At 33.4% G+C, this 22,894-nt stretch carries 27 protein-coding genes; 12 read left to right on the top strand and 15 right to left on the bottom strand.

From position 1 onward, the window contains the following. Positions 1-224: 224 nt before the first annotated feature. The 12 genes from AC4FQ5_RS06930 to AC4FQ5_RS06875 form a co-directional block, all read right to left on the bottom strand. A complete protein-coding gene (locus AC4FQ5_RS06930; RefSeq protein WP_491141905.1) occupies positions 225-614 on the bottom strand; it encodes a DUF1398 domain-containing protein in 390 nt (129 codons plus the stop codon). Positions 615-867: 253 nt separating this feature from the next. Beyond that, positions 868-1,632 carry a helix-turn-helix domain-containing protein gene (locus AC4FQ5_RS06925; RefSeq protein WP_491141903.1) on the bottom strand — a complete coding sequence of 255 codons (765 nt, stop codon included), beginning with the start codon at positions 1,630-1,632 and terminating at the stop codon, positions 868-870. Between the two features lie 317 nt (positions 1,633-1,949). Further along, complete coding sequence (locus AC4FQ5_RS06920) at positions 1,950-2,858, bottom strand: helix-turn-helix domain-containing protein (protein WP_491141901.1); 909 nt, start codon at positions 2,856-2,858, stop codon at positions 1,950-1,952. 19 nt (positions 2,859-2,877) lie between these two features. Then, positions 2,878-3,696: an oxidoreductase gene (locus AC4FQ5_RS06915; RefSeq protein ID WP_491141899.1), complete on the bottom strand. Its 819-nt coding sequence runs from the start codon at positions 3,694-3,696 to the stop codon at positions 2,878-2,880. A 158-nt stretch (positions 3,697-3,854) separates the two neighbouring features. Next, on the bottom strand, positions 3,855-4,376 hold the full coding sequence (locus tag AC4FQ5_RS06910) for a hypothetical protein (protein WP_491141898.1): 522 nt from the start codon (positions 4,374-4,376) through the stop codon (positions 3,855-3,857). Between the two features lie 264 nt (positions 4,377-4,640). Beyond that, positions 4,641-5,279: a hypothetical protein gene (locus tag AC4FQ5_RS06905; protein WP_491141897.1), complete on the bottom strand. Its 639-nt coding sequence runs from the start codon at positions 5,277-5,279 to the stop codon at positions 4,641-4,643. After that, positions 5,276-6,073 (bottom strand): hypothetical protein, encoded by a 798-nt coding sequence (locus AC4FQ5_RS06900; RefSeq protein WP_491141896.1) that lies wholly within the window; start codon positions 6,071-6,073, stop codon positions 5,276-5,278. The genes AC4FQ5_RS06905 and AC4FQ5_RS06900 overlap by 4 nt, the downstream gene beginning before the upstream one ends. A 123-nt stretch (positions 6,074-6,196) precedes the next feature. Continuing rightward, positions 6,197-7,381, bottom strand: a complete 1,185-nt coding sequence (locus AC4FQ5_RS06895; RefSeq protein ID WP_491141894.1) for a hypothetical protein — start codon at positions 7,379-7,381, stop codon at positions 6,197-6,199. 179 nt (positions 7,382-7,560) lie between these two features. Continuing rightward, positions 7,561-8,196, bottom strand: coding sequence for a DUF7079 family protein (locus AC4FQ5_RS06890; protein WP_491141891.1), 636 nt, complete (start codon positions 8,194-8,196; stop codon positions 7,561-7,563). Between the two features lie 150 nt (positions 8,197-8,346). Further along, on the bottom strand, positions 8,347-8,763 hold the full coding sequence (locus AC4FQ5_RS06885) for a DUF3788 domain-containing protein (RefSeq protein WP_491141889.1): 417 nt from the start codon (positions 8,761-8,763) through the stop codon (positions 8,347-8,349). Between the two features lie 210 nt (positions 8,764-8,973). Next, complete coding sequence (locus tag AC4FQ5_RS06880) at positions 8,974-9,462, bottom strand: hypothetical protein (RefSeq protein ID WP_491141887.1); 489 nt, start codon at positions 9,460-9,462, stop codon at positions 8,974-8,976. A 224-nt stretch (positions 9,463-9,686) separates the two neighbouring features. Beyond that, complete coding sequence (locus tag AC4FQ5_RS06875) at positions 9,687-10,277, bottom strand: DUF6624 domain-containing protein (RefSeq protein WP_491141885.1); 591 nt, start codon at positions 10,275-10,277, stop codon at positions 9,687-9,689. Positions 10,278-10,483: 206 nt separating this feature from the next. Between AC4FQ5_RS06875 and xerA the strand changes: the two genes are divergently transcribed. Next, positions 10,484-11,308, top strand: a complete 825-nt coding sequence (xerA, locus tag AC4FQ5_RS06870) for a site-specific tyrosine recombinase/integron integrase (RefSeq protein WP_491141883.1) — start codon at positions 10,484-10,486, stop codon at positions 11,306-11,308. A 23-nt stretch (positions 11,309-11,331) separates the two neighbouring features. Here xerA and AC4FQ5_RS06865 read toward each other — a convergent pair whose 3' ends face one another. After that, on the bottom strand, positions 11,332-13,350 hold the full coding sequence (locus AC4FQ5_RS06865; RefSeq protein WP_491141881.1) for a M3 family metallopeptidase: 2,019 nt from the start codon (positions 13,348-13,350) through the stop codon (positions 11,332-11,334). Positions 13,351-13,538: 188 nt separating this feature from the next. Between AC4FQ5_RS06865 and AC4FQ5_RS06860 the strand changes: the two genes are divergently transcribed. The 7 genes from AC4FQ5_RS06860 to rimM all read left to right on the top strand — a co-directional run bounded on the left by AC4FQ5_RS06860 (position 13,539) and on the right by rimM (position 17,182). Then, positions 13,539-13,892, top strand: a complete 354-nt coding sequence (locus tag AC4FQ5_RS06860; protein ID WP_491141879.1) for a nuclear transport factor 2 family protein — start codon at positions 13,539-13,541, stop codon at positions 13,890-13,892. Positions 13,893-13,908: 16 nt separating this feature from the next. Beyond that, the gene (locus AC4FQ5_RS06855; protein ID WP_491141877.1) at positions 13,909-14,454 is read left to right on the top strand and encodes an SRPBCC family protein; all 546 of its coding nucleotides are present in this window, start codon (positions 13,909-13,911) and stop codon (positions 14,452-14,454) included. A gap of 74 nt (positions 14,455-14,528) precedes the next feature. After that, a complete protein-coding gene (locus AC4FQ5_RS06850; protein ID WP_491141875.1) occupies positions 14,529-14,978 on the top strand; it encodes a hypothetical protein in 450 nt (149 codons plus the stop codon). A 48-nt stretch (positions 14,979-15,026) separates the two neighbouring features. Further along, positions 15,027-15,539 (top strand): nitroreductase family protein, encoded by a 513-nt coding sequence (locus AC4FQ5_RS06845; protein ID WP_491141873.1) that lies wholly within the window; start codon positions 15,027-15,029, stop codon positions 15,537-15,539. 31 nt (positions 15,540-15,570) lie between these two features. Further along, a complete protein-coding gene (locus AC4FQ5_RS06840; protein ID WP_491141871.1) occupies positions 15,571-15,957 on the top strand; it encodes a hypothetical protein in 387 nt (128 codons plus the stop codon). A 103-nt stretch (positions 15,958-16,060) separates the two neighbouring features. Further along, entirely contained in the window at positions 16,061-16,627 is a 567-nt protein-coding gene (locus AC4FQ5_RS06835; RefSeq protein WP_491141869.1) for a 30S ribosomal protein S16, read from the top strand. 12 nt (positions 16,628-16,639) lie between these two features. Continuing rightward, complete coding sequence (gene rimM, locus AC4FQ5_RS06830; RefSeq protein WP_300354923.1) at positions 16,640-17,182, top strand: ribosome maturation factor RimM; 543 nt, start codon at positions 16,640-16,642, stop codon at positions 17,180-17,182. A gap of 64 nt (positions 17,183-17,246) precedes the next feature. On the opposite strand, the gene AC4FQ5_RS06825 is transcribed toward rimM, so the two are convergent. After that, positions 17,247-18,179 (bottom strand): helix-turn-helix domain-containing protein, encoded by a 933-nt coding sequence (locus AC4FQ5_RS06825; protein ID WP_491141867.1) that lies wholly within the window; start codon positions 18,177-18,179, stop codon positions 17,247-17,249. 107 nt (positions 18,180-18,286) lie between these two features. On the opposite strand from AC4FQ5_RS06825, the gene AC4FQ5_RS06820 reads away from it, so the two are divergent. From AC4FQ5_RS06820 to asnS, 4 genes are all read left to right on the top strand, one after another. Continuing rightward, positions 18,287-18,964, top strand: coding sequence for an LA_2272 family surface repeat-containing protein (locus tag AC4FQ5_RS06820; protein WP_491141865.1), 678 nt, complete (start codon positions 18,287-18,289; stop codon positions 18,962-18,964). A gap of 3 nt (positions 18,965-18,967) precedes the next feature. Continuing rightward, positions 18,968-19,597, top strand: a complete 630-nt coding sequence (locus tag AC4FQ5_RS06815) for a hypothetical protein (protein WP_491141863.1) — start codon at positions 18,968-18,970, stop codon at positions 19,595-19,597. 16 nt (positions 19,598-19,613) lie between these two features. Continuing rightward, entirely contained in the window at positions 19,614-20,213 is a 600-nt protein-coding gene (locus tag AC4FQ5_RS06810; RefSeq protein ID WP_491141860.1) for a CDP-alcohol phosphatidyltransferase family protein, read from the top strand. A 126-nt stretch (positions 20,214-20,339) separates the two neighbouring features. After that, positions 20,340-21,788, top strand: coding sequence for an asparagine--tRNA ligase (asnS, locus tag AC4FQ5_RS06805; protein ID WP_491141858.1), 1,449 nt, complete (start codon positions 20,340-20,342; stop codon positions 21,786-21,788). A 49-nt stretch (positions 21,789-21,837) separates the two neighbouring features. On the opposite strand, the gene AC4FQ5_RS06800 is transcribed toward asnS, so the two are convergent. Further along, a complete protein-coding gene (locus tag AC4FQ5_RS06800) occupies positions 21,838-22,188 on the bottom strand; it encodes a hypothetical protein (protein WP_491141857.1) in 351 nt (116 codons plus the stop codon). Positions 22,189-22,894: the final 706 nt, after the last annotated feature.

Genomic DNA, 22,894 nt, shown 5'->3' with positions numbered 1-22,894 from the left:
AGTTTTTTTCTTTGGTGTCCAAAAAATCTTTTAATGTTAGTCTATTTGATTCAAACGAAATGTCAAGTGGTTCTATTTTAACAGTTAGTAAGCCGGGAAAGTCTTTTTATATCGTTGCTATCTGTCTTTTACTTCATTTCAAATAGGTTGATAGTCTTGTCGCTTAAGGTGAATAAGCACAAAAGCTGAAGTGTAAACTTCAGCAATGTGATAAAAAACAAATCTTATTGAGGAATTTGCTCTACCAAAATTTCATTTCCTGCTTTGTCATAATAGGTACAAGTCATTTTGTCCATACAGATTTCCCATTTTTCGATGCCAAAAGTTGCACACATTTTAATGAAAGTCAAGAAGTCTGTTTTACCTTGTTGATGAGCAACTAACTCTGCTTTAAATTCTTCGCCTTTTGAAGTGTCGGCAATTACCAATGGCTCGTACTTGGCTGGTACATTTGCTGTATAATCGTTTGCACCGTGGTAGTTAATGTGTCCGTCTGTTACGTACGCTTCATAATGCGTAACACCTAATTCCTTAATTTCTTTAATGTAAGAAGGGAAATCTGCACCCGATTTTACTTTTCCGTGAGCGGTTTTAATTTGTTCTACTGTAAACATTTTTTCTTTGTTTTTAATTGTTAAACGATTTGTTGAATGACACGCAACTATAATGCTCAAACTTGTTAAAATGATGGTTGATTTTAAGATAATTTTCTTCATTGCTTTTTGCATTATGATTACGATGCAAAGTTGCAGTACTTAAAGTTGGTGCAATTGTAAAAAATCGTTTTTTTGCCAAAATGTACAAATGGGCTTTAGTAAAAATTGTTGCATATTTATTAGTGCACAATAACAATTTTTATTCTTCATGTCACAGAAACCGTTTGAAATTTTCCGGTGTGTCGCCTGTAAATTTTTTAAAGTCTTTGATGAAATGAGCCTGGTCGAAGAAATTGTTTTCGTAACAAATTTCAGTCAGTGATTTTGTATCGTTCAGATTGTCAAGAACGGCATTGAAACGAACGATGGATGCAAATTTTTTGGCAGTGGTTCCCACCACTTTTCTAAAACGCTTTTCAAACGGACTTTGGCTTATAAAAAGCCTGTCATTCAACTCTTTTATACGGATATTTCCATTGCTTTGATAAATGAGTTTAACGGCTTCCAGAATTAATTTATCGGTTTCAATGTCCTTCAATTGTGAAACTAAAAACTGATCAACAATTTTAATTCTTTGTTTGTCTGTAGTAGCGATTGCTAACTTTTCTTCAACCTCAGTTACCTCATTCTTATCAAAAATATCGTCAAGCGAAAGGCTTAAATTAAAGAGTTCGTTGGCAGGATGCGAAGCAAAATGAGTAAAGCCAATTTCAGTAAAGTAAACCAAGATTGTACCGATGTCTGCCGAGTTTTTGAAGATTTTGTAACCGTCAGTAATTCCCGTAATTCCTGCCGAAGTCAATGTATTTTCGGTATTGTCTTGTACCGTTGCAAGTTGACCTTTATACTGAAAACCGATAACCAGTCCCGAAGACGGAAAAACGGTATATTCATTTTCCAATTCGTTCTCCGACACTACAAAATATTTGATGTAGGGTTTTAGTCGTTCTGTGGGAAAATGCTTGTCAAATTTCATTTGATGTTCTGTTGGTGAAGGTTGAAAAATTACTTACAACATTGTTGAGATTGGTGTTACTAAGGATTTATGAACCAGCGTTCGATCTATACTGATACTAAATTTATGACAAAAAGTTGAGCTCTGCAATCATCATTCCTGAAACAAAACTTTGTTATCAGTTGACCTTTAGTCCTTCAACAATTGTCATAGCCATCTTCTTGTCAAAGTTTTTCCGTTATAAATTTCTGTCAAGGTAATGCCGAAGGTTGCTTAGAATTCGTCGACATTTGGCAATATTTTGTTGTACTCTTTCCATTTTAGATGGCTAATTTTCATTAATTTAACTCCCTGTATTCTTGCGGTGTAAGTCCTGTTTTGCTTTTAAATAAACGACTAAAATAATGCGGATAGTTAAAGCCTAAAGTATAGGCAATACCGCTTATTGTTTCATTTTCACTTAGCAATAATGTTTTAGCTTTTTCGATAATAAAATTATTTACGTGGTCTTTTACAGCGTACCCTGTTTCTTTTTTCAGTAAGTCGCTTAGATAGTTTCCTGAAAGATGTATTTTGTCAGAAAAGTATTCTACGGGAGGTATGCCGGTTTCTGCAAATTGTCCGGTTTTGTAATAGTTGTTCAGTAGAGAATGAAACTGGCTCATAATATCAGAGTTTTGTGCAGACCGGGTGTTGAATTGCCTTTCATAATATCGTCTGGATAAATTCAATAACAACTCTAATGAAGATGCAATCACGTTTTGGCTATGATTGTCTATTCGTTCTGAAATTTCATTTTGAATCATGGTTTTGCAATCGGTAATCGTCTTTTGTTCTGCATCTGATAAATGTAGAGCTTCATGTACGTCATAAGTGAAAAAGCCATATTCATCAATATGTTGCCCCAAAGCTGTATTGCGAATCAGGTCGGGATGGAAAAATAACATCCATCCCTTTATTTCATCCAAATGTTGTGCTTTTGATACTGACTGCACTTGGTCGGGGGCTGTAAATATCAATACACCTTCATCAAAATCATAGTTGTTTCTGCCATATTGTAAACCACAACTCTTGTCTTTCAAACCAACTGTATATAAGTCTGATGTGTATTTTACGCCAATAAACTGTTCCGGAATTTCCCATTTTGAAACATCAATAATACTTATTAACGGATGGGTAGGTTTATCGAATCCGAAAATTTGATGCAATTCGCTTATTGACTTTATGTTTTGAATGTCTTGTTTCATTTTTTGCTAAAATTTTAGTTTATTTAACCTGACTCATGATTATTTTATCATACACTTTGTCGCCAAACCATTTTCTGATTGCTATTGCCGGCTTAGCCATGTAGCCTTTTACATATCTCGTTTTTGGCTTTTTATCAGTTGCAGCTTTTGCAATAGTTTGCCCAAGTATATCAACATCAGTCAGTTGATTTCCGGTGTACATTTTCTTAGTATTTTCTGCCACTTTATTAGCAAAACTGGCATAAGCTCCCATGCCTGAAGTTTTCTTTAAATTTTCTGCCGCAATTTCACCCCATGAAGTTTTTATACCTCCCGGTTCAACTACCACTACATCTATTCCAAATTCTTTAAGTTCTAAACGCAAGCAATCACTCCAGCCTTCTACCGCATGCTTTGTAGCGTGGTACCATGCACCAAGTGGAGTATATATTTTACCACCCATAGAAGAAATGTTTACGATTCTACCTGATTTTTGCTTGCGCATTGTGGGTAATATCAACTGCGTTAATCTTGCCATTCCAAAAAGATTTACTTCAAACTGTCTTCTTGCTTCGTCAAGCGGGACATCTTCCACAGCACCATAAGAACCATATCCTGCATTGTTAATTAAAACGTCAATTCTGCCTTCTTTTTTCAGGATTGTATTTACGGCTTCAACGATTGATTCGTCATTAGTCAGGTCAAGGGAAACGACTCCCATTCCTTTTCCTTTTAAGTCGTTCATCTCATCGGTACGTCTTGCTGCTCCATACACTGTATATCCTTGGCTATGCAATTCATTAGCCGTTGATTTACCCATTCCTGAACTTGCTCCTGTAATTAATGCTACTTTTTTCATTTTTTCTAAATTTTAAATTGTGATTAAATTATTAACAATACAAAAGTAGAATGAATAGATAGGGGAAATTAACACAAGTAACGGAATCTCTAACACAAATCACGGAATATAAGTTTCGGGCTTTTATAGGAGGTGTTCTTGGCTGTTAGCGTAGTTTTTTAGTCAATTTTGATTTTATGTTCTTGCTCAAAATAACTCACCTTGTCCATAATATTTTTTGCTGTTTCATCTTTAGAAAATTTTGTAATATTTACTATTTCTTTAAGCAAGTTATAATAATTTCCACCTATTGCCATTTGGTCATAAGCAAACTTTGTTGCAAATAAATATCTGTCAATCCAATCTTCTGTAAATTGGTCTATGATATCCTCATCATATTTTTTCACTTTAATTCGATAATCATAACCTCCAATAAATTCAATTTCGGTCCCATTCATTGTGTCTATTGAAATTGTTTCGTCCAAAAAATATTCTTTAATCTTTAAGCATTCATTGTTCGCATCATTAGAGTTTTCCATCCACAAAATCAATGATACATTGATGTAGTCATATTGATTTTCAATAGTATTTCGTAAACTATATTTATCTGCTTGTCTAAAAAAAAGAAAAATGTTTTGTCCACCAATTACATTAGCTGATTTTAAGTAGAATAATTTGTTAGAGTTATTTAAAATTTTCATTTCGTTTAAGTTCAATAAATGATCTGTCGTCTTTTAGCAGTTGGTTATTTGTCGGCGGTCCAAATTACCGTTAACATTTCGGGGCTTTGTGTTCGGGGGAGAAACGCTAGTTCGACGTAGTCAAATCGAAGTATAAAAGTTAATATCATTACTAAAGCTCAATTGAAAAACTGCCGTTGAATTTACACATCTTGTCCCGAACTTGTTTCGGGATCGGTCCGCCTGAAGCAAAACCTTAGTAACAGAAGTTTTAGTTTATTTTGCTTAGGTCTTTGAGATTGTTACAAAATTACCAGTTTCGTCAATTTTATAAATTGTTGTTGTAATTTCTGTTTCTCCACCTGATTCGTTATGGTCTTTTACTTCTATCTTGTTTTTAGAAATTTCGCTTTTGGTCCACAACCAAGATTCGGCAATTTCGTCATAAGCAATTTCTAACTCATCAATTCTCTTGAAATTTTTGTCAAATGTCATCATTATTGTTCGGAGTTCCATTTCGCCATCTTGATAAGTAAATACAAATGTTTTAAAATCAGAAGAATAGGGCAATTCATAATTCATAGAAACATCGGAACCATTTTGCAACCATTTTTCCAAGCCTAATTTTCGGACTTGCTCTTTCGATAATTTGGTGTAAACCCTTGCTACAGGATGATTTTTGCTGTAGGATTCATCACGTGTATCAAACGAAGTTTCTTCTAGAACTGGAAAATTTTCGACATCTACTTTCATAAAATTCCATTCTGAAGATGGTTTTTCAACTTTTTCAGACATCGATTTTTTGGATTTTTCATTTTTTTGTACCGAAATTTCTGCCTTTTCGGAATTTTCTTTTTTCGTAGGTTTTTCGTTACAAGAAACGATGCTAATACCAACCATGATTGCGAATAGCTTTTTGTTCACTTTTTTATTTTTTTAAGAATTAATTTCTCACCCTCTTTCTCAAATTTTATATGTCTTATTGTATATGGTTTTGGGTGTCTTTTTCTTTTTTTACACAATGCTCCAACATATGTAAAGGTGTTACAATGAAAATTAATTTCATTTTCGGAACTAAAACTATATCTACCCTCAATCCTTTCATCACAACCCATATAGCAATCTGCCTGGAAATAGAGGTGAAATGTGTAATCATCATTTATTTGCAAAAACTGCCCAAAGTGATTTTCCGGATTTTCTTTGTTGCTTGATAAAGGGGTCAACTTAATTTCTGTTAATGTTTCCAAATTTAATATATCATCACTTTTCCAAGTTCCTATAACTTCCTGGTGATATTGGTTTTTGTAGAAAAAAGCATCATAAGTCCTAAAAGTGAAATTGATTTTATCGTAAAGTGCCATCGTTTCAAAATAAAACTTCTGCTCTTTTGAGTAAGACAACAAAATATACTTGTAATTTCCGTGATCTACGCTTTTTAGCAAACGAATATTTTCCCAATCTAAATCATTTTTTAAACCTGCTTTCAAAATATCTTCATCGGTAGTTTGTTTGCCTATATTATACCAAAGTCCGTTGCCAAATAACATATCTTTTTCAGAAGCAATGATAAAAGCATCAATGATTTTTTGGCTTCTTTCGTTCTCCATTTTGATTATTTTTCCTGTACCACATTCTACAGGTTTTCTGATACTATCGTTTTGAGCGTAACTGTTTGAAAATATTGTAAATAGTATATATAGTATTAGCGGTTTTTTCATTGTGTGTTTTTTAATAATTATTCATTTTATGCTAGGAACGTAAGTCGTCTTATTTCTCTGCTTTTTTTAATTTCTCTTCTCCTTTGAAGTTCATAGTGTTTTTTAGGTGTTTGTTGATTTTATCTAACTCGCTTGATTAATAAAATATGTTTTATAATCAATAGCGTAATTTTCAAAAACAATGGGCTGTATGTTTGGGATTTTTTCTCCGTTAAGATCAATTAGCTGAACCCAATTTTTAGCATCAACAACAATTAAACAAATTGAACCAAATATTTTCTTATCGCTAATAATATAACGGCTAAAGAAACCTGTTCCTATAAAGGGAAAAGGATATTTAGTTTCAATACGATTGGCATCTTTGTCTATAATTATCAAATACTTATTTGTATCGTTTTCTGTAGGCAATGAAGAACAAAGCATTTTTCCGTCAAAAAATTTCGGACAAATTGTATGATTTTTAATTCCTGTATTGTGAAGTTGTCCTGCAATGGCGCTAAACTCGCCATAAAAATTCCCATAAATATCAATAAGGCAAGTACTTTCTTTTAGCAAATCTCCATTTGCTTCTTTTATGGGTTTTTGAAGTAATTTATAAGTAATGCCAAATCCTTTTTTGCTTTGCTCAAAATGTGTTTCCCTTCCACGCCCTGCCGAAAGTTCAAAATCAAAAACTTTACTACCACTTGTATTGTAAAGAAATGAAACCTGATTCTCTATCAATTCGTCTTTATTAATAATAATATCAGTATATACCGAAAACAAATAATCTGTTCCATCAATTTCGTGAACTTGAATTGGAAAATCTTCAAAATAATTACACTCCAACAAAGGGTTTAAACATTCGGTCTCAGTATCAAAAATTTCAACAGATATTTTCTCAAAAGGCCTGTTTTCTTTTGCATCTATCGCTAATTGAAGAACCAGCTTTGTTGGACTGACTGAATACGCCTGAATGATATATTTATCTTCTAAAAACTCAATTAATTCATCATTTTTGTACGTAAATATTTGTGTTTTTTGGATAGTTCCTTGATTAAATTTCCATTTAGGATAAGTACATTTTGTATATGTCCAATAGGTTACTTTTTGATTAAATTTTCTTTTTTTTGATGATTCCCATTGAAAAGCAGATAAATTAAACCAATGATTTTCTTCCTTATTTTGTGGTAGTTTGAATATTATATCTCCATCTTTATCTACTATTGCATTTTCTTCTCTGTTTTTTACAGCAAAAAAAACATTTAGGGTTTCTAAATGATAAAAATCAAAACCCTTCAATTCTTTTTTATTTATAAAATTTGTCATTTTCTTTTTTTTAGTAAGGTGTATGTACTATGACGGCTCACAGTTTGCCTCTTTGCGACTGCGGGGATTTTCAGCACAAAACTTCAGTAGATGCACAAAGCTTGAATTTAGCACTTCACCGTCAAAGGAGCAGGAAACTCCTGCTTTTGCAAAACGGCTGTTAGCGGTTCGGGCTTCATTCATTCGTCTGTAATTTTGGTTAATAATGCGATTTTCATTACTCGTTTATAAAAGTCTTTATATTCGTCCTTATTATATTTTGTTCGCATTGCTTTTAGAACGTCCAAAGCGCCAAAACAACCCCATTCCCAAAGCATAGTGTCAAAGTTATATTTCAGCATTTGGGTTTCAACTTCTGCTCTTAAAGATTTTATTTGTTCAGCAATCAAACCGTAATTTTCTAAAAGTTTCGTCAGTCTTTCGTCTGTTTCTGTTGTAAATTCTGTGTCTAAAAATGGTTCAAGTATCCATCCCCAAATCATCGGTCGCTCAATTGTCTTGATATTATTCTTTTTAGCAAACTCTTCAAGTTCAACTTTTTTTTCTGACGTTAAAAAAATCAGCTCGCTCCCAACTCTAAATGTAGGTGGGAATGCTTTAAAGTCTATGTCGTCAATTTGGTTTGTCTTGAATATAGTTTTTCGGTATGCGATAGAAGGCTCAAATGGATAGTTTTCAATTTTTAAAAAGTCGTCTCCGATTGTCAGTTGTCCGGAAGAAACAAACAATTCTTTCACTTCTAATTTTGAAGTGAAGATCGTCCAAATATCACTTGGTTTTTTATCTGTTCTGAAAAGCCGTTTTATAAATTCCATTCGTTTCTGTTTTAGTATCGTCTTTTAGCTTGACCGCTAACGGTTCTCGGCTTGGCGTGGCGGAAATCGGAGCACAAATATTCGTTCGGAGCACAAAACCCCATCTATTGCAAATGTGCTGTTATATGTTGCCATTCCAGCCTTTGTGTCTTAGTTTGCAATTTTGATGGTTATTAGTTTTTTAATGTCGTCAACTGTCGTTTTGTTTTTTACTTCTATTCTGATACCTCGTCCTTCAGCATAGACTTTTGCTGCTTTAAGTTCATTCCTGACGTATTCAGAAACATTGGAGCTGAGAATTTCATCGGTCGCTTTTTGTCCGAAAACAAACGCTGCCTTGAAAAACTCGTCACGGGGCAATAAGTATATGAGAACCCGCTTTTTGTCTCTAATGCGAAAACTCCAGCCATATTTCTCGCTGGAGTAATTCCATTCGTTTGTTGCAGTCGGGAATGCTTTGTTTGTGAAGTCAGCAAGACCCTTCCAATACTTGTAAGTATCGCCCAATCCATTTCTAAGATCAGCGTCAGTCGGCTCTTTCTTTTTATCTATAAATATGCTTTTCATTACGATTCTGTACTATTTATTCTAATTGTTTGCATTCATTGTTGCCCCGTTTGGATTTTTTTCTGGTTGCATATAACGTCTCGGGGCTTGGCGTTCGGGCGAGAGATTGAAGCACAAAAGCTGGTTTTATTACTAATTTCAATTGAAAAACTACCGCCCAAATTTTGCACTTCAGCCCGCCTGACGCAAAATCCTTGTTAGCCGTAATTTTTATTTTTGAATTAATTTGTAACTGATAAATTTCCCTTTAATATCTCTTATTTTTAGTTTGTATTTATACCAGCATTCGCACTTACAAATTCCTTCACCAACATTTTCATACTCAAAAATCAAAGTGTCATTTTTAATTTTATAATCACCTCCAAAAGTTTGACAACAAGCCTGTAAAAATTTGAAATCTACATTTAGTGTTGATTTTGTTATACTTTCTTTTGTGATTATTAAATCAGTTGTAGTTTTTTCAGAAATAGAATTATCACAATCACCTAAGCTTTCAAAACTTATTCCTTTCTTTAACATTCTTTCCTTAGATTCCTTAACATTTAAAGTTAGTTTTTTGTTAAAATCATCTACTTCAGATTTTTCAACTTTATTTTTTGATTCTTTTTCGTCTTGAGTTTTTTTTGATTTGTCGCAAGAAAATAATAGAATGCAAAACACAAGTAAAATGGGAAGTTTAATTATAAATTTTATGTTCATACGTTTGTTTGTTGTAAAATTGCAGATAACGGTTCGAGTATTGGCGAAGTGCGGGCTAAAAATGGACTGAAAGTTCAATTTCTACCAAGCGAAGCCAATGCTTTTTCAATGAAGTAAACTTTCAAAAAAACTGCGCATTTGAAAAGCAGTGGCGAATAAAACAGTGACAATTTCAACTCAGACTGAACCCCGCATTTTGCCAATACTAAGTTATGTGTAGTATTTTAATTCGGATTGAACTGAATATTAAAATACTTTAAATAATCCTCTATTGGTTCCAATCCCATTTCTTTTCTTCTTTCGTTTACAGTTTCAGGATTTTCTAATTTATACAATTTACCATTTTCTATTTGTGAACCATATATTTGGGGTTTTCCTTCGTCCATTAACATCCTATCTTTCATCAATGCATATTGCTGTTTAGATAAGTCTCCATTTTTTACCGCTTTCTCTATTTGTGGAAAATACTTTTTTCTGATTTCTTCAGTACTATGTTGCAGTCCCAACCAGATTGCATCCATTTGTTTTTGACCCACCTCCTTTAATGTTGGCATACCACATTTTTCAATAATGCTAATCACTAATTCCTGATTCCTATGATCTTCTTTAGCGTATTTAATGAGTTCATTTGATTTTCTTATCCGTTGGTCACTTTCTAAAACTTCGCTCAAGATTTGAACTTTTTTGCTGCAATCGACTTCAATAATATCTACTGAACCTACATACACAAACTTATCCTTATTAATGTAAAGGAATATTGATATGATTAAAACAATAGCGGTTAATATGCTAAATAATACTTTTTTTATTTTCATTTCTATTTTTGGTTTATATTACACATAACTCTCAAATTTACGCATTGCGTCAATCCTACTTATATAATATTCGCAAAGCTGTTTTCCTGTAGATTTTAAAAATGGCTTTAAGGTATTGACCATTATCAATTTATATCAATTAAAATTTTTTGTATTTTTTTTAGATTGGCGAATATTTTTGTACTTTTGATACAAACACAACCCAGATGAAATATTCAAAAATATTCAGACAAAAGCTTGAAATAGCAAGATACAGCCAATCTACAATCAAAACTTATATTTCGACTTTAGCAACTTTTTTTAAAACCCTGGATGGCATTTCCATAGAAGAAGTTGATGAGAATGTTGTTAAGAAATATATTTACAGAGAAATTAAAGAAAAAAATATTTCACAATCATATCAGAAGCATGTTTTAGGAAGCATAAAACTGTTTTATGAAGTAATGTTCAACAGAAAATTTTCTCTTTCTCATCTGTACCCGAAAAGAGTAGAGCACTCATTGCCCAAATATCTCAACAAAGAAGATATATTAAAAATGCTTAGTCTTACAGAAAACTTAAAACACAAATTGATAATAAGCCTTTTGTATGGTTGCGGCTTTAGGGTAAGTGAGCTTGTGAATCTGAAAATCACAGATATAGATTCTACCACAGGAATCATTTCAATTATTCAGTCAAAAGGTAAAAAAGATCGTTACGTGATGCTTCCTCAGTCTGTGTTGCCATTGCTTAGAGAATATTTTAAGAATAATTCGCCTGAAATTTATCTTTTTGAAGGAAGCGTAGGCGAGCAGTATTCGGTAAGAAGCGTACAGCAGATTGTAAAACAAGCTGCTTTGAAAGCAAAAATACCCAAACCGGTTACTCCTCACATCTTAAGACATAGTTTTGCAACGCATCTTATTGAAAACGGAACAGATATCAGATATGTGCAGGAACTTTTGGGGCATAACAGTCTACTGACCACTCAGGTTTATATCCATATTACTGATGGAAAAAAACGAAAAATCCAAAGTCCACTTGATGTTTAATCTTCGGGACTTTGGATTGAATGTTATCCAAATGCTCTCTTCAGCAAACTTTCCACTTTCGGCTCACTTCCTCTGAAATTTTTATAGAGTTCCATCGGGTCTTTTGTTCCGCCCGAAGAAAGAAGAATTTTATATTTTGCAGCAATTTCAGGATTGAAAATTCCGTTTTCTTTAAAATACTGGAATGCATCGGCATCCAGAACTTCCGCCCATTTGTAAGAATAATATCCTGCAGAATATCCACCCTGAAAAATATGCGAAAAACTCGGACTCATCGCTGTTTCAGAATTTGAAGGATACAATTGGGTCGCTTTTGTGTAATCATCCTCAAACTCTTTTACACTTTTATTCTCCAGTTCTGCAACCTTTGTATGATAATTCATATCCAAAATTCCAAAACCAAGCTGTCTCATGGTCTGGTAACCTTCCATGAAATTTTTAGACTGTGCAATTTTTTCGATTTTTTCGTCAGGTAAAACTTCGCCTGTTTTGTAATGTTTGGCAAAAGTTTTCAAAAATTCAGGTTCGTAGCAGAAGTTTTCGAGAAATTGAGATGGTAATTCTACAAAATCCCATTTCACAGAAGTTCCAGACAAGTTCGGATATTGTGTATTTGCCAACATTCCGTGAAGTGCATGACCAAATTCGTGGAATAAAGTCGTTACTTCCTGAAAAGTCAGTAAACTTGGAGTATCTTTTGTCGGTTTGCTGAAATTACAAACGATAGAAATATGCGGACGTGAATTTTCACCATCTTTTTTGTATTGATTTTTATAACTCGTCATCCAGGCTCCGGCTCTTTTACCTTTTCTCGGGAAATAATCAACGTAAAGAAGAGATTTATACTCACCATCCTCTTTTACTTCATATACTTTTACATCTTCATGATATTTAGGAACGTCATTTCTTTCCACAAAAGTCAATCCGAAAAGTTGATTTGATAATCCAAAAACTGCTTCCTGAACTTGCTCAAGTGGAAAATAAGGTTTCAGTTCCTCATCATTCAGATCGTATTTTGCTTTACGAAGTTTTTCGGCATAAAAAGCATGGTCATAACCGTGCATTTCATCAATTCCGGCAGCTTTTGCTAAGGATTTTAATTCTTCAATTTCTTTTTCTGCGTAAGTTTTTGCTTTTATCAAAAGTTCATTTAAAAAATCTAAAACTTTGGTCGGAGATTTTGCCATTCTTTCTTCCAAAACATAATCTGCATAGTTTGCATATCCTAAAAGTTCAGCCTTTTGTTGTTTTAATTTCAAAAGTTCTTTGATGAGGTTCTGATTGTCAAATTCTCCGCCATCGAAAGATTTTTTACCGTTTGCCAAAGCCAGTTCTTTTCTCAGTTCACGGTTTTCAGCATATGTCATAAAAGGAATATAGCTTGGATATTGTAAAGTGACAACCCAACCTTCAAGATTTCTCTCTTTAGCCTCTTCTGCATATTGGTCAGTGATTGCTTCAGGAATTCCTGCTAAATCTTTTTTATCGGTAATATGTTTGAAATAAGCATTTGTGGATGCCAAAACGTTTTGTCCAAATTTTAGAGATTTTAAAGACAAATCCATACTGATTTTCTTTAATTTTTCTTTGTCTTCTTCGTTTAAAAGAGCACCGCTTCTTACAAAACCTTTATAAGTTTCGTTCAAAAGCATTTGCTGCTCTTTGTTTAGATTGTATTTCTCCTTCTCATCATAAACTTTTTTAATTCTGCTAAATAAAGCTTCGTTTTGAGAGATTTTTGAAGAATATTCCGTTAAAATTGGTGAAACTTCCTGAGCGATTTGTTGCAGCTCGTCATTAGTTTCTGCAGAATTTAAATTGAAAAAAATATTGGAAGCCATATCCAGTTTTTCTCCCGAAAAAGCTAAAGCTTCGATCGTATTTTCAAAAGTAGGTTCTTCATTATTATCGATGATGGTATCGATTTCTGCTTCAGATTTCTGAATTAATTCTTTAAAAGCTGGAAGGAAATCTTCATTTTTAATCTGATCAAATGGTGCTGAATGATATGGTGTATTAAAATTTTCGGTTAAAATATTCATTGATGTATTTTTATAATGGTTGTAAATTTAATGAAATGAATTTGATTCAGCTTCTGGTTGCTCAAAAACAATGCCCCGAAAAAAAGATATGACAAAAATACCTTTTGCTGATTTTCTTGTCATAAGGAAAGTTGTAATTTCGTCTGAATGTGTAAATTTGGTTTTAAAATTTTAATATAAAAACTAAAATGATGTCTCAGAACAAAGAAACCGTCCGGAAATACATGGATTCTTTTCAGGAAACTGACCACGAACAAATTTTAAGCTGTCTTACCGAAGATGTGATCTGGGAAATGCCTGGAGTTTATCTGCACCACGGCAAAGAGGAATTTGACAAAGAAGTAGAAAACGAAAACTTCACCGGAAAACCAAAAATAACGGTTTTCAGAATGACGGAAGAAAATAATGTGGTGATTGCAGAAGGAAATGTAGTCGCCAGTTTTAAAAACGGAGATATTCTGAATGCCGATTTCTGTGATGTTTTTGAAATGGAAAACGGGCTGATCAAAAAACTGGTATCTTATTTAATGCAAAAAAAATAACTTAAATATATAAACGATGAAAAGATTTTTTAAAATTTTAGGAATTATTGTCCTTTTATTAGTAGCCTACGTTGTAGTTGCAATGTTGGCGTTCAGCAAAGATTATTCTTGTGAAAGATCAATTGAGATCAATGCATCTCCTGATCGGGTTTGGAGCCATATCAACTCTATGGAGAAAATCAACGAATGGAATCCGTGGATGAAATTGGACCCTGCAATGAAACTTACGTATACAGGAAACAGCGGAACTATTGGAGATAAATTCTGTTGGGACAGCACATCTGATGATGCCGGGAAAGGATGTCAGGAAATTACAAACCTGGGATATTACGGCAATAGTAATGGTTTTGTATCAAGTGTTATCAAATTTGAAAGACCGTTTGAAGGCTTGGCTTTTTCAGATATAAAAATTCAGAAAAACGGAACCGCTACAAAAGTTATCTGGAGAATGAAAACGCAAATGGCAACTTTCATGCTTCCGATGAAACCCCTGATGGATGGGCAAATGAAAAAATCTTATGATGAAGGTCTGCAAAGTTTGAAGCAGATTTCAGAAAAATAGAATAGAAGCCTTTCAATAATTTTGAAAGGCTTTTTTAATAAAAAAATATTATCTTTATGTAAAGATTACGATACATGGAGAAGACAGTATTTGAGAAAAACAACATAAGAAATTATGTGAAAAGCGTGATTTCAGAAAAAATAGAAAAACTTAAAAATTTTATAGAGTTCACTTTAGAAGCAAGCCGTGATATTAAGAAAACTCCGAAATACGACAGTATGCGTGAAGAAATGCAGGAAGAAATTTACCAGATGCAAAGACAACTCGCAGCGTTGAATGATTTGAAAACCAATCTGGCAAGAGTGCTTCCTGCAGCTACTAAAAGAGTGCAATTGGGTTCATTGGTGATTACCAACAAAGCCCGTTTTTACATTTCTGTTTCTTTGGGCGAATTCTTTTTTGAAGGAGACCGTTTCTACGCAATCTCCTCAGAAAGTCCGATGGCGAAAAAAATGATGGGGATGCAGTCCGGAAATGCATTTACCTTAAACAATATTCATCAGGAAATTATTGAGGTTCTCTAATCTTGATTCTGACTTCTGACTTCCATCTTTTTCCGTAAATTTGTGTCTATGAATAAAGCAGAAGTTTTAAAAGAAATCATAGAACAAAGAAAAAGTATCTTTCCCAAAGATTATTCTGAGACAGGAATCTCACAGGAAATCATCGACGAGATTTTAAATTCAGCAAAATTTGCTCCCAATCATAAGCGTACAAAACCTTGGCGTTTTAAAATTTTCAAAGACGGAGAAAAGGAAAAATTAGCTTTGGAAATGCAGGAAATCTACAAGTCTACACAAGCTCCACAAGTTTTTTTAGAAAAAAAATATAACGATATTGGCTTTAAGATCAACAAAGCTGATGCTGTAGTTTCTATTATTGTCAATTTTAGCGGAATGGTTCCGGAGTGGGAAGAAATCGCCGCTGTTTCTATGGCAGTTCAGAATATGTATCTTACCTGTACCGCAAATGGAGTAGGATGCTACTGGAGTTCGCCAAAAATTGTAGACCATTTGAAGGAATCTTTAACCATCGAAGAAAACCAAAAATGTCTGGGACTATTTTATATGGGAAATGTTGAATAATCTAACAATGTAAAAGTTTATCAATTTAACAATGAAGAACAAGTTTTTGTTATTTTTAATTTGTTTAATAATTATTTTTATATATTTTTCTTTTTTTAAAAACAAAAATCCCTACGATGATGTAATTTGGGTTGAAGATTATCCTGGAGTATCATCAAGGGTTGTAAATTTTACACCTTTTCTGAAATCAGATCCTAAATTAAGAATAGGTAATGATTCTTTTGGTGCGGATTATGGTAGAATGGTATTTGAAGATATTGATAACGATGGCATAAAGGAAACAATAATTGAAACTAAACAACCTTTTTATAGTTTTGATGATGCAGTAATTCCGACAAAAGTTGTTTTAAAATATGAAAAAGATGCAGACAATCAACCAAAATTTATTATTGTAAAAGAAAAAACTTTATTGGAATAAACTTCCGGAGGATTTCATCAAAAACTTTCACACTTGAAAATTTTTACTATCTTTGCACACTTAAATATTTAACTGGGACGAGTTCCCTTAAAATTCAAACATTATGTCAGTAAAAATTAGATTACAAAGACACGGATCAAAAGGAAGACCTTTTTTCCACATCGTGGTTGCAGATGCAAGAGCTAGAAGAGATGGTAGATTCATCGAGAAACTAGGTACTTACAACCCAATTACTAACCCTGCTACTATCGATTTGAACGTTGATTCTGCTGTAAAGTGGTTAAACAACGGTGCTCAGCCAACTGATACTGCAAGAGCTATTCTTTCTTATAAAGGAGTTCTTTACAAAAAACACTTACAAGGTGGTGTTGCTAAAGGAGCTTTTGATGAGGCTGAAGCTGAAAAAAGATTTGCTGCTTGGTTAGAATCAAAAGAACAAAAAGTACAAGGTAAAGTAGAAGGTTTATCTAAAGCTCAGGCTGATGCTAAGAAAGCTGCTTTCGATGCTGAAACTAAAGTAAACGAAGCTAGAATTGCTGCTGCTGCACAGGTAGAAGCTGACGCTAAAGCTGCTGAAGAGGCTGCAAACGCACCTGCTGAAGAAGTTGCTGCTGAAGCTACAGAAGGAGAAACTCCTGCTGCTGAAACTGAAGAAAACACTGAAGCTTAACAACAAACCGGTATGCGTAAAGAAGATTGCTATTTTTTAGGAAAAATCACGCGCAGACACGGCCTTGCGGGAAACGTTATCCTTAAATTGGATACAGACCAACCCGAGCTTTACAATAAATTGGAATCAATATTCGTTGAAATCAACGGATTATTGGTTCCTTTTTTTATTGAAAAATCATCATGGAGCAAACTTGATGCTCTGAATATCGCTTTTAAAAATTCCTCCGAGGCTTTAGTAGATCAATCTTTAGGTAAAAATGTATATCTTCCGTTGAATACTTTGCCAAAACTTACCGGAAACCAATTTTATTACCACGAAGTAATTGGTTTTGAAATTATGGATCAGGATAATAAAGATTGTGGGGTCATCAGATCTGTAAATGATCAGACTGCACAAAACTATTTTATTACCAATTTATATGGTAAGGAAGTAGTAATCCCAATGATCAAAGACTGGATTCTTGAGGTAAATCGTGAAGAAAGATATATCAAAATAGAACTTCCTGAAGGTTTGATTGATGTTTTTCTGGTTCCTTCCAAAAAAGATGAGTAAATTTTTTAGTTTAGCAGTTTAAGTTTAATGTGATTTTGCTCTAAACTCTGGCTCTAAAATTCACTTACCTCTTCAACTTCTCCTGCAGATCGTCAATCTGCTCATACATTTTATTAAAAAACATTTTCCTTTCCCTGTTTCCTGATGTATTCAGCGATTTTGAATTTTTGATTTCATGTTCAAAATAAATCAACGTGTCATTACAGGTGTTTTCGTCATTCGTCATCATATAACCGAACATATTAAAGGGAATGAAAAACGAAGACTGATATTCATTTTTAAATAAAATGTTATTGCTTAAAATTACCAAATCGTTTACATAAAAATTAAATTCAGGATTATGCTGAATTTTATATTCAATATTTCTCAGGACAATTCTCACTTCTTCCAAAATCAAGATAATATCTTTGAATTTTAAAAGTCCCATTTCAGAATAAAACGAAATCTGCATCAGAATACTCATGATGGTTGTATCGTTCCATACTTCTGTCACGTTCTGATTTTCATATAAATCTCTCAACATCTCATTTTTTGGTGAATGGTAAGGAAGATCAAAATCTTCAAAAGAGCACAAATATTTGTCTTCATTCAGCAAATTCATCCAGACATAAAATTTAAAACGGGAAAGAATGGTATCTGATATAGTATAAAAAAACGGAATGTCTTTCGCAGAATAATATACCTTCGACTGATTGACATTCTGGAAAACGTTCAGAATCTTCAGCGAGCTTTCAAAAAAATGCAATAAATCTTCCTGTGTTTTTACAGGTCTGGTTCTTTTGACGACCAACTGATTTTCTGATCCCAAAAATTGATCAATCGAAATCTGATAATATTTTGCCAATTCTATAGCTTCCTCAAAACTGAATTTTGCCTTCATCGATGTTCTTCGGTGTGCAGCATCGTAACTGATATTTAGAATATTGGCGATCTCGTCATTCAAAGATTTGTCTCCGATTTTCTTTCTGATTTGTTTGAGTAGAATTTCCTGATTCATGTTTTTTTGCGATTTTCACAAATGTATCGATTTATTTTAATTTTTTATCGCATTCATAAAATTGCTTTTCAAAATTAGCTTTGAGGTATAATTTAAAATTAAATATTATGAAAACGAAATTATTTTTAATTGTTGCCTTTTTGTCAGGCAGTTTAATATTCGGTCAGGATAGTTTGAAAGTGAATCAGCAGAAGGTAAGGTTTATTTCAATGACTCCTCTTAATCCACAAATTGAAAAAGTAAATGGTCTTGCTGTAGGTTTAGGTTTCGATTCGAAATACTTGGCTAAAGACCAGAATACTTCTAATCTTCAAACAGTAAATGGGCTTAATCTGGAAGTAAACCCTTTAGGACTGTTGTTTTGGATGTTTTACGATCCTTCGAAAAGTTCTAATATAGAATCCGTTCAAGTGAATGGTCTCAACATTTCTGTGTCAGGATATCTGAGAGGAGTAAGTCACAACGGCGTCAGTGTTTCTTTATATAATTATGGTCACACGATGAATGGTTTAATGGGGTCACTTCTTCATTTCGATACTGAAAAATCTAAAGGAGTTTTTGTAACGGGATTATCTTTCTCTTCAAATGAACTGACAGGACTGAGTGTCTCACCTTTTAATAACGCAGGAATTTTAAAGGGTGTTCAGTTAGGTTTTCTTAATACAAATATTGAGGGAAAGGGTCTGCAGATTGGCTTGGTTAACAAATCAGAGAAAATGAAGGGCTTACAGATCGGCTTTTGGAACAAAAACGGAAAACGCACACTACCATTTATTAATTTTTAGATCATGAAAACAATTGTTATTATCCTATTTTTATTTTGCACAGGGCTTTCTGCACAAAATTTGGAATCAAAAACTTCTGAACATTCTTTGATTGAAACTGGTGTCTTTATGAGTTTTTCTGATTTAAAAGTAAAAGATCACATGGGTTTTTATGGTGGCTATTGGTATCGGTACGCTGCGGATGAAACAAATACTCATTTAGAACTAGGGACAAACTTTGGATACAGCAAGAGTTTTTATGATTTCAATTACGGAAAAAATGGAGAACTTTTCCCCATACGCTCGGAAGAATTTATCTGGAATTTTGGAGCTAGGATGGTTAAAGAATTTGAATTGAAAAACAATAAAATAGAGTGGGTGACAGAATTGAGTATGCATAATCTTTTTTTCGATCAAGGAGGTATTCCGAAAGACGAACCAAATAAAACAGCTGATGATCAAACAATCTATATTGACACTCATACCGCGAGTCTGTCTTCTTTAAAAATCGGGCAGGGATTGCGTTTTTGGAAAGATAATATAGGCTTTGGCGTTCAGGCGTCTTATATTCCCTATCGACTTTGGTACAGGGAGACCATACCTAAAGGGGTTAATAGTTTTTCTTTAGAAATGTCTTTCAACATTAAATTTTGATTTAAAATGTAGCATCATGAAAAATATACCTTATATATTAATAGCAATTCGCTTCCTGTTGGCGCCGGTCATTTTCTTTTTAGCTTATCTAAATGGCGAAAAATCAGCATATTTAATTTTAACATTAATGTTTATCGGATTACTCACAGATATTTTTGACGGAATCATTGCACGAAAAGTAGGTGTTTCATCCGAAAAACTGAGAAGACTCGACAGTCAGATAGATTTGGTTTTCTGGCTTTCACTTGGGTTTGCAGCGTATTTTCTTAATCCTGAATTAATAAAAAACGAATGGGAAAATATTACTTTAGTTTTTGTCATGGAAGCTCTCTGTTATTTAATAAGCATCTTGAAATTCGGGAAAGAAACCTGTACTCATGCATTTTTATCCAAAATGTGGGGATTGAGTTTGGTGATTGCTTTTACTTATTTAATAGGATTTCAGCAGACAGGTTGGGCATTTTACTTGGCAATAATTTTAGGAATAGTTTCTCATATTGATGTGATCCTGATCATTTTAATACTTCCAAAGTGGCAGTATGACGTGCCGAGCTGTTATCACGCATGGAATATCAGGAAAGGGAAGCAGCGAAAAAAGAGCACCCTTTTTAATTAAATGAAAGTGATTTTTCAGAAGTAAAATGATCATTTTTAAATCAAACCGTGTAATCATGGAAAAATTACACTGTTTTTTGTAGATTTGCACACATTAATTTTTATATAAGAATTTATAAATCAACAAATGAAAAAGCAGACGATTAAAGAAGTCCTACAGGATTACAAAAAAGTATTACATCATGACATTACAGTTTACGGTTGGGTAAGAACTTTCCGTGCAAATCGCTTCATTGCGCTTAATGATGGTTCTACGATTAATAATTTGCAGGTTGTTGTTGATTTCGAAAATTTCGACGCAGAAATTATCAATAAAATAAGCACAGCTTCTTCTCTAAAAGTTGTAGGTGAAGTGGTAGAAAGTCAGGGAGCAGGACAAGCTGTAGAAATTATTGCTAAAAAAATCATCATTTTGGGTGATAACTTTACCGAAGAGAGAGATAAAACGATTCTCCAGCCAAAAAAACACTCATTAGAAGTGTTAAGAGATCAGGCGCATTTAAGATTCAGAACCAATTTATTTGGTGCTGTTTTCAGAGTACGTCATGCAGTGAGTTTTGCAATTCACTCTTTCTTCAACCAAAACCAATTCTTTTACATTAACACTCCTATCGTAACAGGAGCTGATGCAGAAGGAGCAGGCGAAATGTTTGGCGTAACCAACTTTGATTTAAATAATATTCCAAGAGACGAGCAGGGTGATATCGATTTTGCTCAGGATTTCTTTGGGAAAAAGACCAACTTAACGGTTTCGGGACAGCTTGAAGGCGAAACTGCAGCAATGGGATTGGGAAGAATCTACACTTTCGGACCTACTTTTCGTGCAGAAAACTCAAATACAACACGCCACTTAGCTGAATTTTGGATGATCGAGCCTGAAGTTGCTTTCAACAATCTTGAAGATAACATCGATTTGGCAGAAGATTTCTTAAAATATGTGATTCAATATGTTTTAGATAACTGTAAAGATGATCTTGAATTCTTAGACAAGCGTTTTGAAGAAGAACAAAAATCAAAACCTGAAAAAGAAAGAGCAAAAGAAGGTTTGATCGAAAAGCTTGAAAATGTTATTGCTAAACGTTTCAAAAGAGTTTCTTATACAGAAGCAATTGAGATTTTATTAAATTCAAAAGAAAATAAAAAAGGGAAATTTGCTTATCCGATCGAAGAGTGGGGCGCAGATCTTCAGTCTGAGCACGAAAGATTCTTGGTAGAGAAGCATTTTGAATGTCCGGTTGTTCTTTTTGATTATCCAAAAGAAATCAAAGCATTCTATATGAAGCTGAATGACGATAACAAAACGGTTGCAGCAATGGATGTACTTTTCCCGGGAATCGGTGAAATTATCGGTGGATCAGAAAGAGAAGCGAGATTAGAGGTTTTAAAACAGAAAATGTCAGAAATGCATGTAGACGAGCACGAGCTTTGGTGGTATCTTGATACAAGAAAATTTGGTTCGGTTCCTCATGCAGGTTTCGGGCTAGGTTTGGAGCGTTTGGTTTTATTTGTGACAGGTATGACGAATATCCGTGATGTGATTCCTTTCCCAAGAACTCCAAAGAATGCGGAATTTTAAATTTATTTAAATATATTATCAATGCGCTAAATTAATTTTAGCGCATTTTTTATTTCTCTCCCAAATTTTCTATCTCATTGGCTTTTTCAGATTCAGAAATTTGTATTTTCTTTCTTATGAATCTATAATATATATAAGTCGAAAGAGCAGCAATTATAAATGATGATATATTTATTAGCAGAATATTATCTACAATTGTCTGTTTAGGATTTTCTGATATACTAAATTTTAATACAGAAATCATAATAGAAAATCTGCAGAGAAGTTGAAAACTAAAAAATATTACTAAACTTAAAAAGATAGGTAAACCCATTTTACGATTATAGTCTTGACCAAGTCTTCCAAAGAAAATAAAAATTAGCATGAAAGGTAAAAGATAAAATAGACCTATTTGGATCATTGGTTTATAATTATTAAAAGAATTAGATCAATTGAATGATAAAACTAAATTAATTAAAATTTCAACTCGTTTTACTTTTTTGAAAGAATTTATCTAGCTCCTTTTGAGCGCAATGTTTGTAGAAAAAGGTGATGAATGATATTGAGCTCCGTAGGAGCAGTACGTTTGTATACATTAAAGATAAAAAAAACTAACAATTAAAATTTAGGAGCCATGAATAAAACTTCGGGAAGAAAATTCACAAACCGTACTTATTCAGATAATCGCCCCTTTAATAACTACAAATCAAACTGATCAATCCCCCGAACCATTTTGCCTTACTGATTTCTCCCCTTCTCCCACCCTCCGACACCCCCTCTCTCCATCTCTCCAGCACTCCGACGTTCTCCCTCCCCAACCTTTGTCTTCTAAACATTAGTTTAAATTTTTGTTACAGGTTATCAGAGTTTTAGGTTTGCATATTAATTTAAATTAAACATAATGTTAAATAAGTTTGGATTGTAAGGGTATGAATTGCTACTTTTGCCCCACTGAAAAACGGAAGTTTGTAAGTAAGCGCAGAAGAGCCTTTAGGTAGGTAATAAAATTAAAGCTCCGATAGAAAAAACCTTAAGAAAAGATCATTAAATTTTAGGTAAATAAATTTTGTGAGTTTGGAAAAAGTTTTTATCTTTGCAGTCCCGATACGGGGAGCGCAGGAGTGGAT

It is taken from the genome of Chryseobacterium sp. DT-167, from assembly GCF_058310155.1.
This window is presented reverse-complemented; position numbering and strand designations above follow the sequence as displayed.

Bases quoted from the DNA above. Each gene is read 5' to 3' on its own strand.
- AC4FQ5_RS06900 (WP_491141896.1), bottom strand. From the start codon at position 6,073: ATGAAAAAACCGCTAATACTATATATACTATTTACAATATTTTCAAAC.
- AC4FQ5_RS06835 (WP_491141869.1), top strand. From the start codon at position 16,061: ATGTCAGTAAAAATTAGATTACAAAGACACGGATCAAAAGGAAGACCT.
- AC4FQ5_RS06885 (WP_491141889.1), bottom strand. From the start codon at position 8,763: ATGAAAAGCATATTTATAGATAAAAAGAAAGAGCCGACTGACGCTGAT.
- AC4FQ5_RS06840 (WP_491141871.1), top strand. From the start codon at position 15,571: ATGAAGAACAAGTTTTTGTTATTTTTAATTTGTTTAATAATTATTTTT.
- AC4FQ5_RS06910 (WP_491141898.1), bottom strand. From the start codon at position 4,376: ATGAAAATTTTAAATAACTCTAACAAATTATTCTACTTAAAATCAGCT.
- AC4FQ5_RS06800 (WP_491141857.1), bottom strand. From the start codon at position 22,188: ATGATCCAAATAGGTCTATTTTATCTTTTACCTTTCATGCTAATTTTT.
- AC4FQ5_RS06865 (WP_491141881.1), bottom strand. From the start codon at position 13,350: ATGAATATTTTAACCGAAAATTTTAATACACCATATCATTCAGCACCA.
- AC4FQ5_RS06850 (WP_491141875.1), top strand. From the start codon at position 14,529: ATGGAGAAGACAGTATTTGAGAAAAACAACATAAGAAATTATGTGAAA.
- AC4FQ5_RS06875 (WP_491141885.1), bottom strand. From the start codon at position 10,277: ATGAAAATAAAAAAAGTATTATTTAGCATATTAACCGCTATTGTTTTA.
- AC4FQ5_RS06815 (WP_491141863.1), top strand. From the start codon at position 18,968: ATGAAAACAATTGTTATTATCCTATTTTTATTTTGCACAGGGCTTTCT.
- AC4FQ5_RS06915 (WP_491141899.1), bottom strand. From the start codon at position 3,696: ATGAAAAAAGTAGCATTAATTACAGGAGCAAGTTCAGGAATGGGTAAA.
- AC4FQ5_RS06920 (WP_491141901.1), bottom strand. From the start codon at position 2,858: ATGAAACAAGACATTCAAAACATAAAGTCAATAAGCGAATTGCATCAA.
- AC4FQ5_RS06825 (WP_491141867.1), bottom strand. From the start codon at position 18,179: ATGAATCAGGAAATTCTACTCAAACAAATCAGAAAGAAAATCGGAGAC.
- AC4FQ5_RS06895 (WP_491141894.1), bottom strand. From the start codon at position 7,381: ATGACAAATTTTATAAATAAAAAAGAATTGAAGGGTTTTGATTTTTAT.
- xerA (WP_491141883.1), top strand. From the start codon at position 10,484: ATGAAATATTCAAAAATATTCAGACAAAAGCTTGAAATAGCAAGATAC.
- AC4FQ5_RS06890 (WP_491141891.1), bottom strand. From the start codon at position 8,196: ATGGAATTTATAAAACGGCTTTTCAGAACAGATAAAAAACCAAGTGAT.
- AC4FQ5_RS06930 (WP_491141905.1), bottom strand. From the start codon at position 614: ATGTTTACAGTAGAACAAATTAAAACCGCTCACGGAAAAGTAAAATCG.
- AC4FQ5_RS06845 (WP_491141873.1), top strand. From the start codon at position 15,027: ATGAATAAAGCAGAAGTTTTAAAAGAAATCATAGAACAAAGAAAAAGT.
- AC4FQ5_RS06820 (WP_491141865.1), top strand. From the start codon at position 18,287: ATGAAAACGAAATTATTTTTAATTGTTGCCTTTTTGTCAGGCAGTTTA.
- AC4FQ5_RS06860 (WP_491141879.1), top strand. From the start codon at position 13,539: ATGATGTCTCAGAACAAAGAAACCGTCCGGAAATACATGGATTCTTTT.
- rimM (WP_300354923.1), top strand. From the start codon at position 16,640: ATGCGTAAAGAAGATTGCTATTTTTTAGGAAAAATCACGCGCAGACAC.
- AC4FQ5_RS06810 (WP_491141860.1), top strand. From the start codon at position 19,614: ATGAAAAATATACCTTATATATTAATAGCAATTCGCTTCCTGTTGGCG.
- asnS (WP_491141858.1), top strand. From the start codon at position 20,340: ATGAAAAAGCAGACGATTAAAGAAGTCCTACAGGATTACAAAAAAGTA.
- AC4FQ5_RS06925 (WP_491141903.1), bottom strand. From the start codon at position 1,632: ATGAAATTTGACAAGCATTTTCCCACAGAACGACTAAAACCCTACATC.
- AC4FQ5_RS06855 (WP_491141877.1), top strand. From the start codon at position 13,909: ATGAAAAGATTTTTTAAAATTTTAGGAATTATTGTCCTTTTATTAGTA.
- AC4FQ5_RS06880 (WP_491141887.1), bottom strand. From the start codon at position 9,462: ATGAACATAAAATTTATAATTAAACTTCCCATTTTACTTGTGTTTTGC.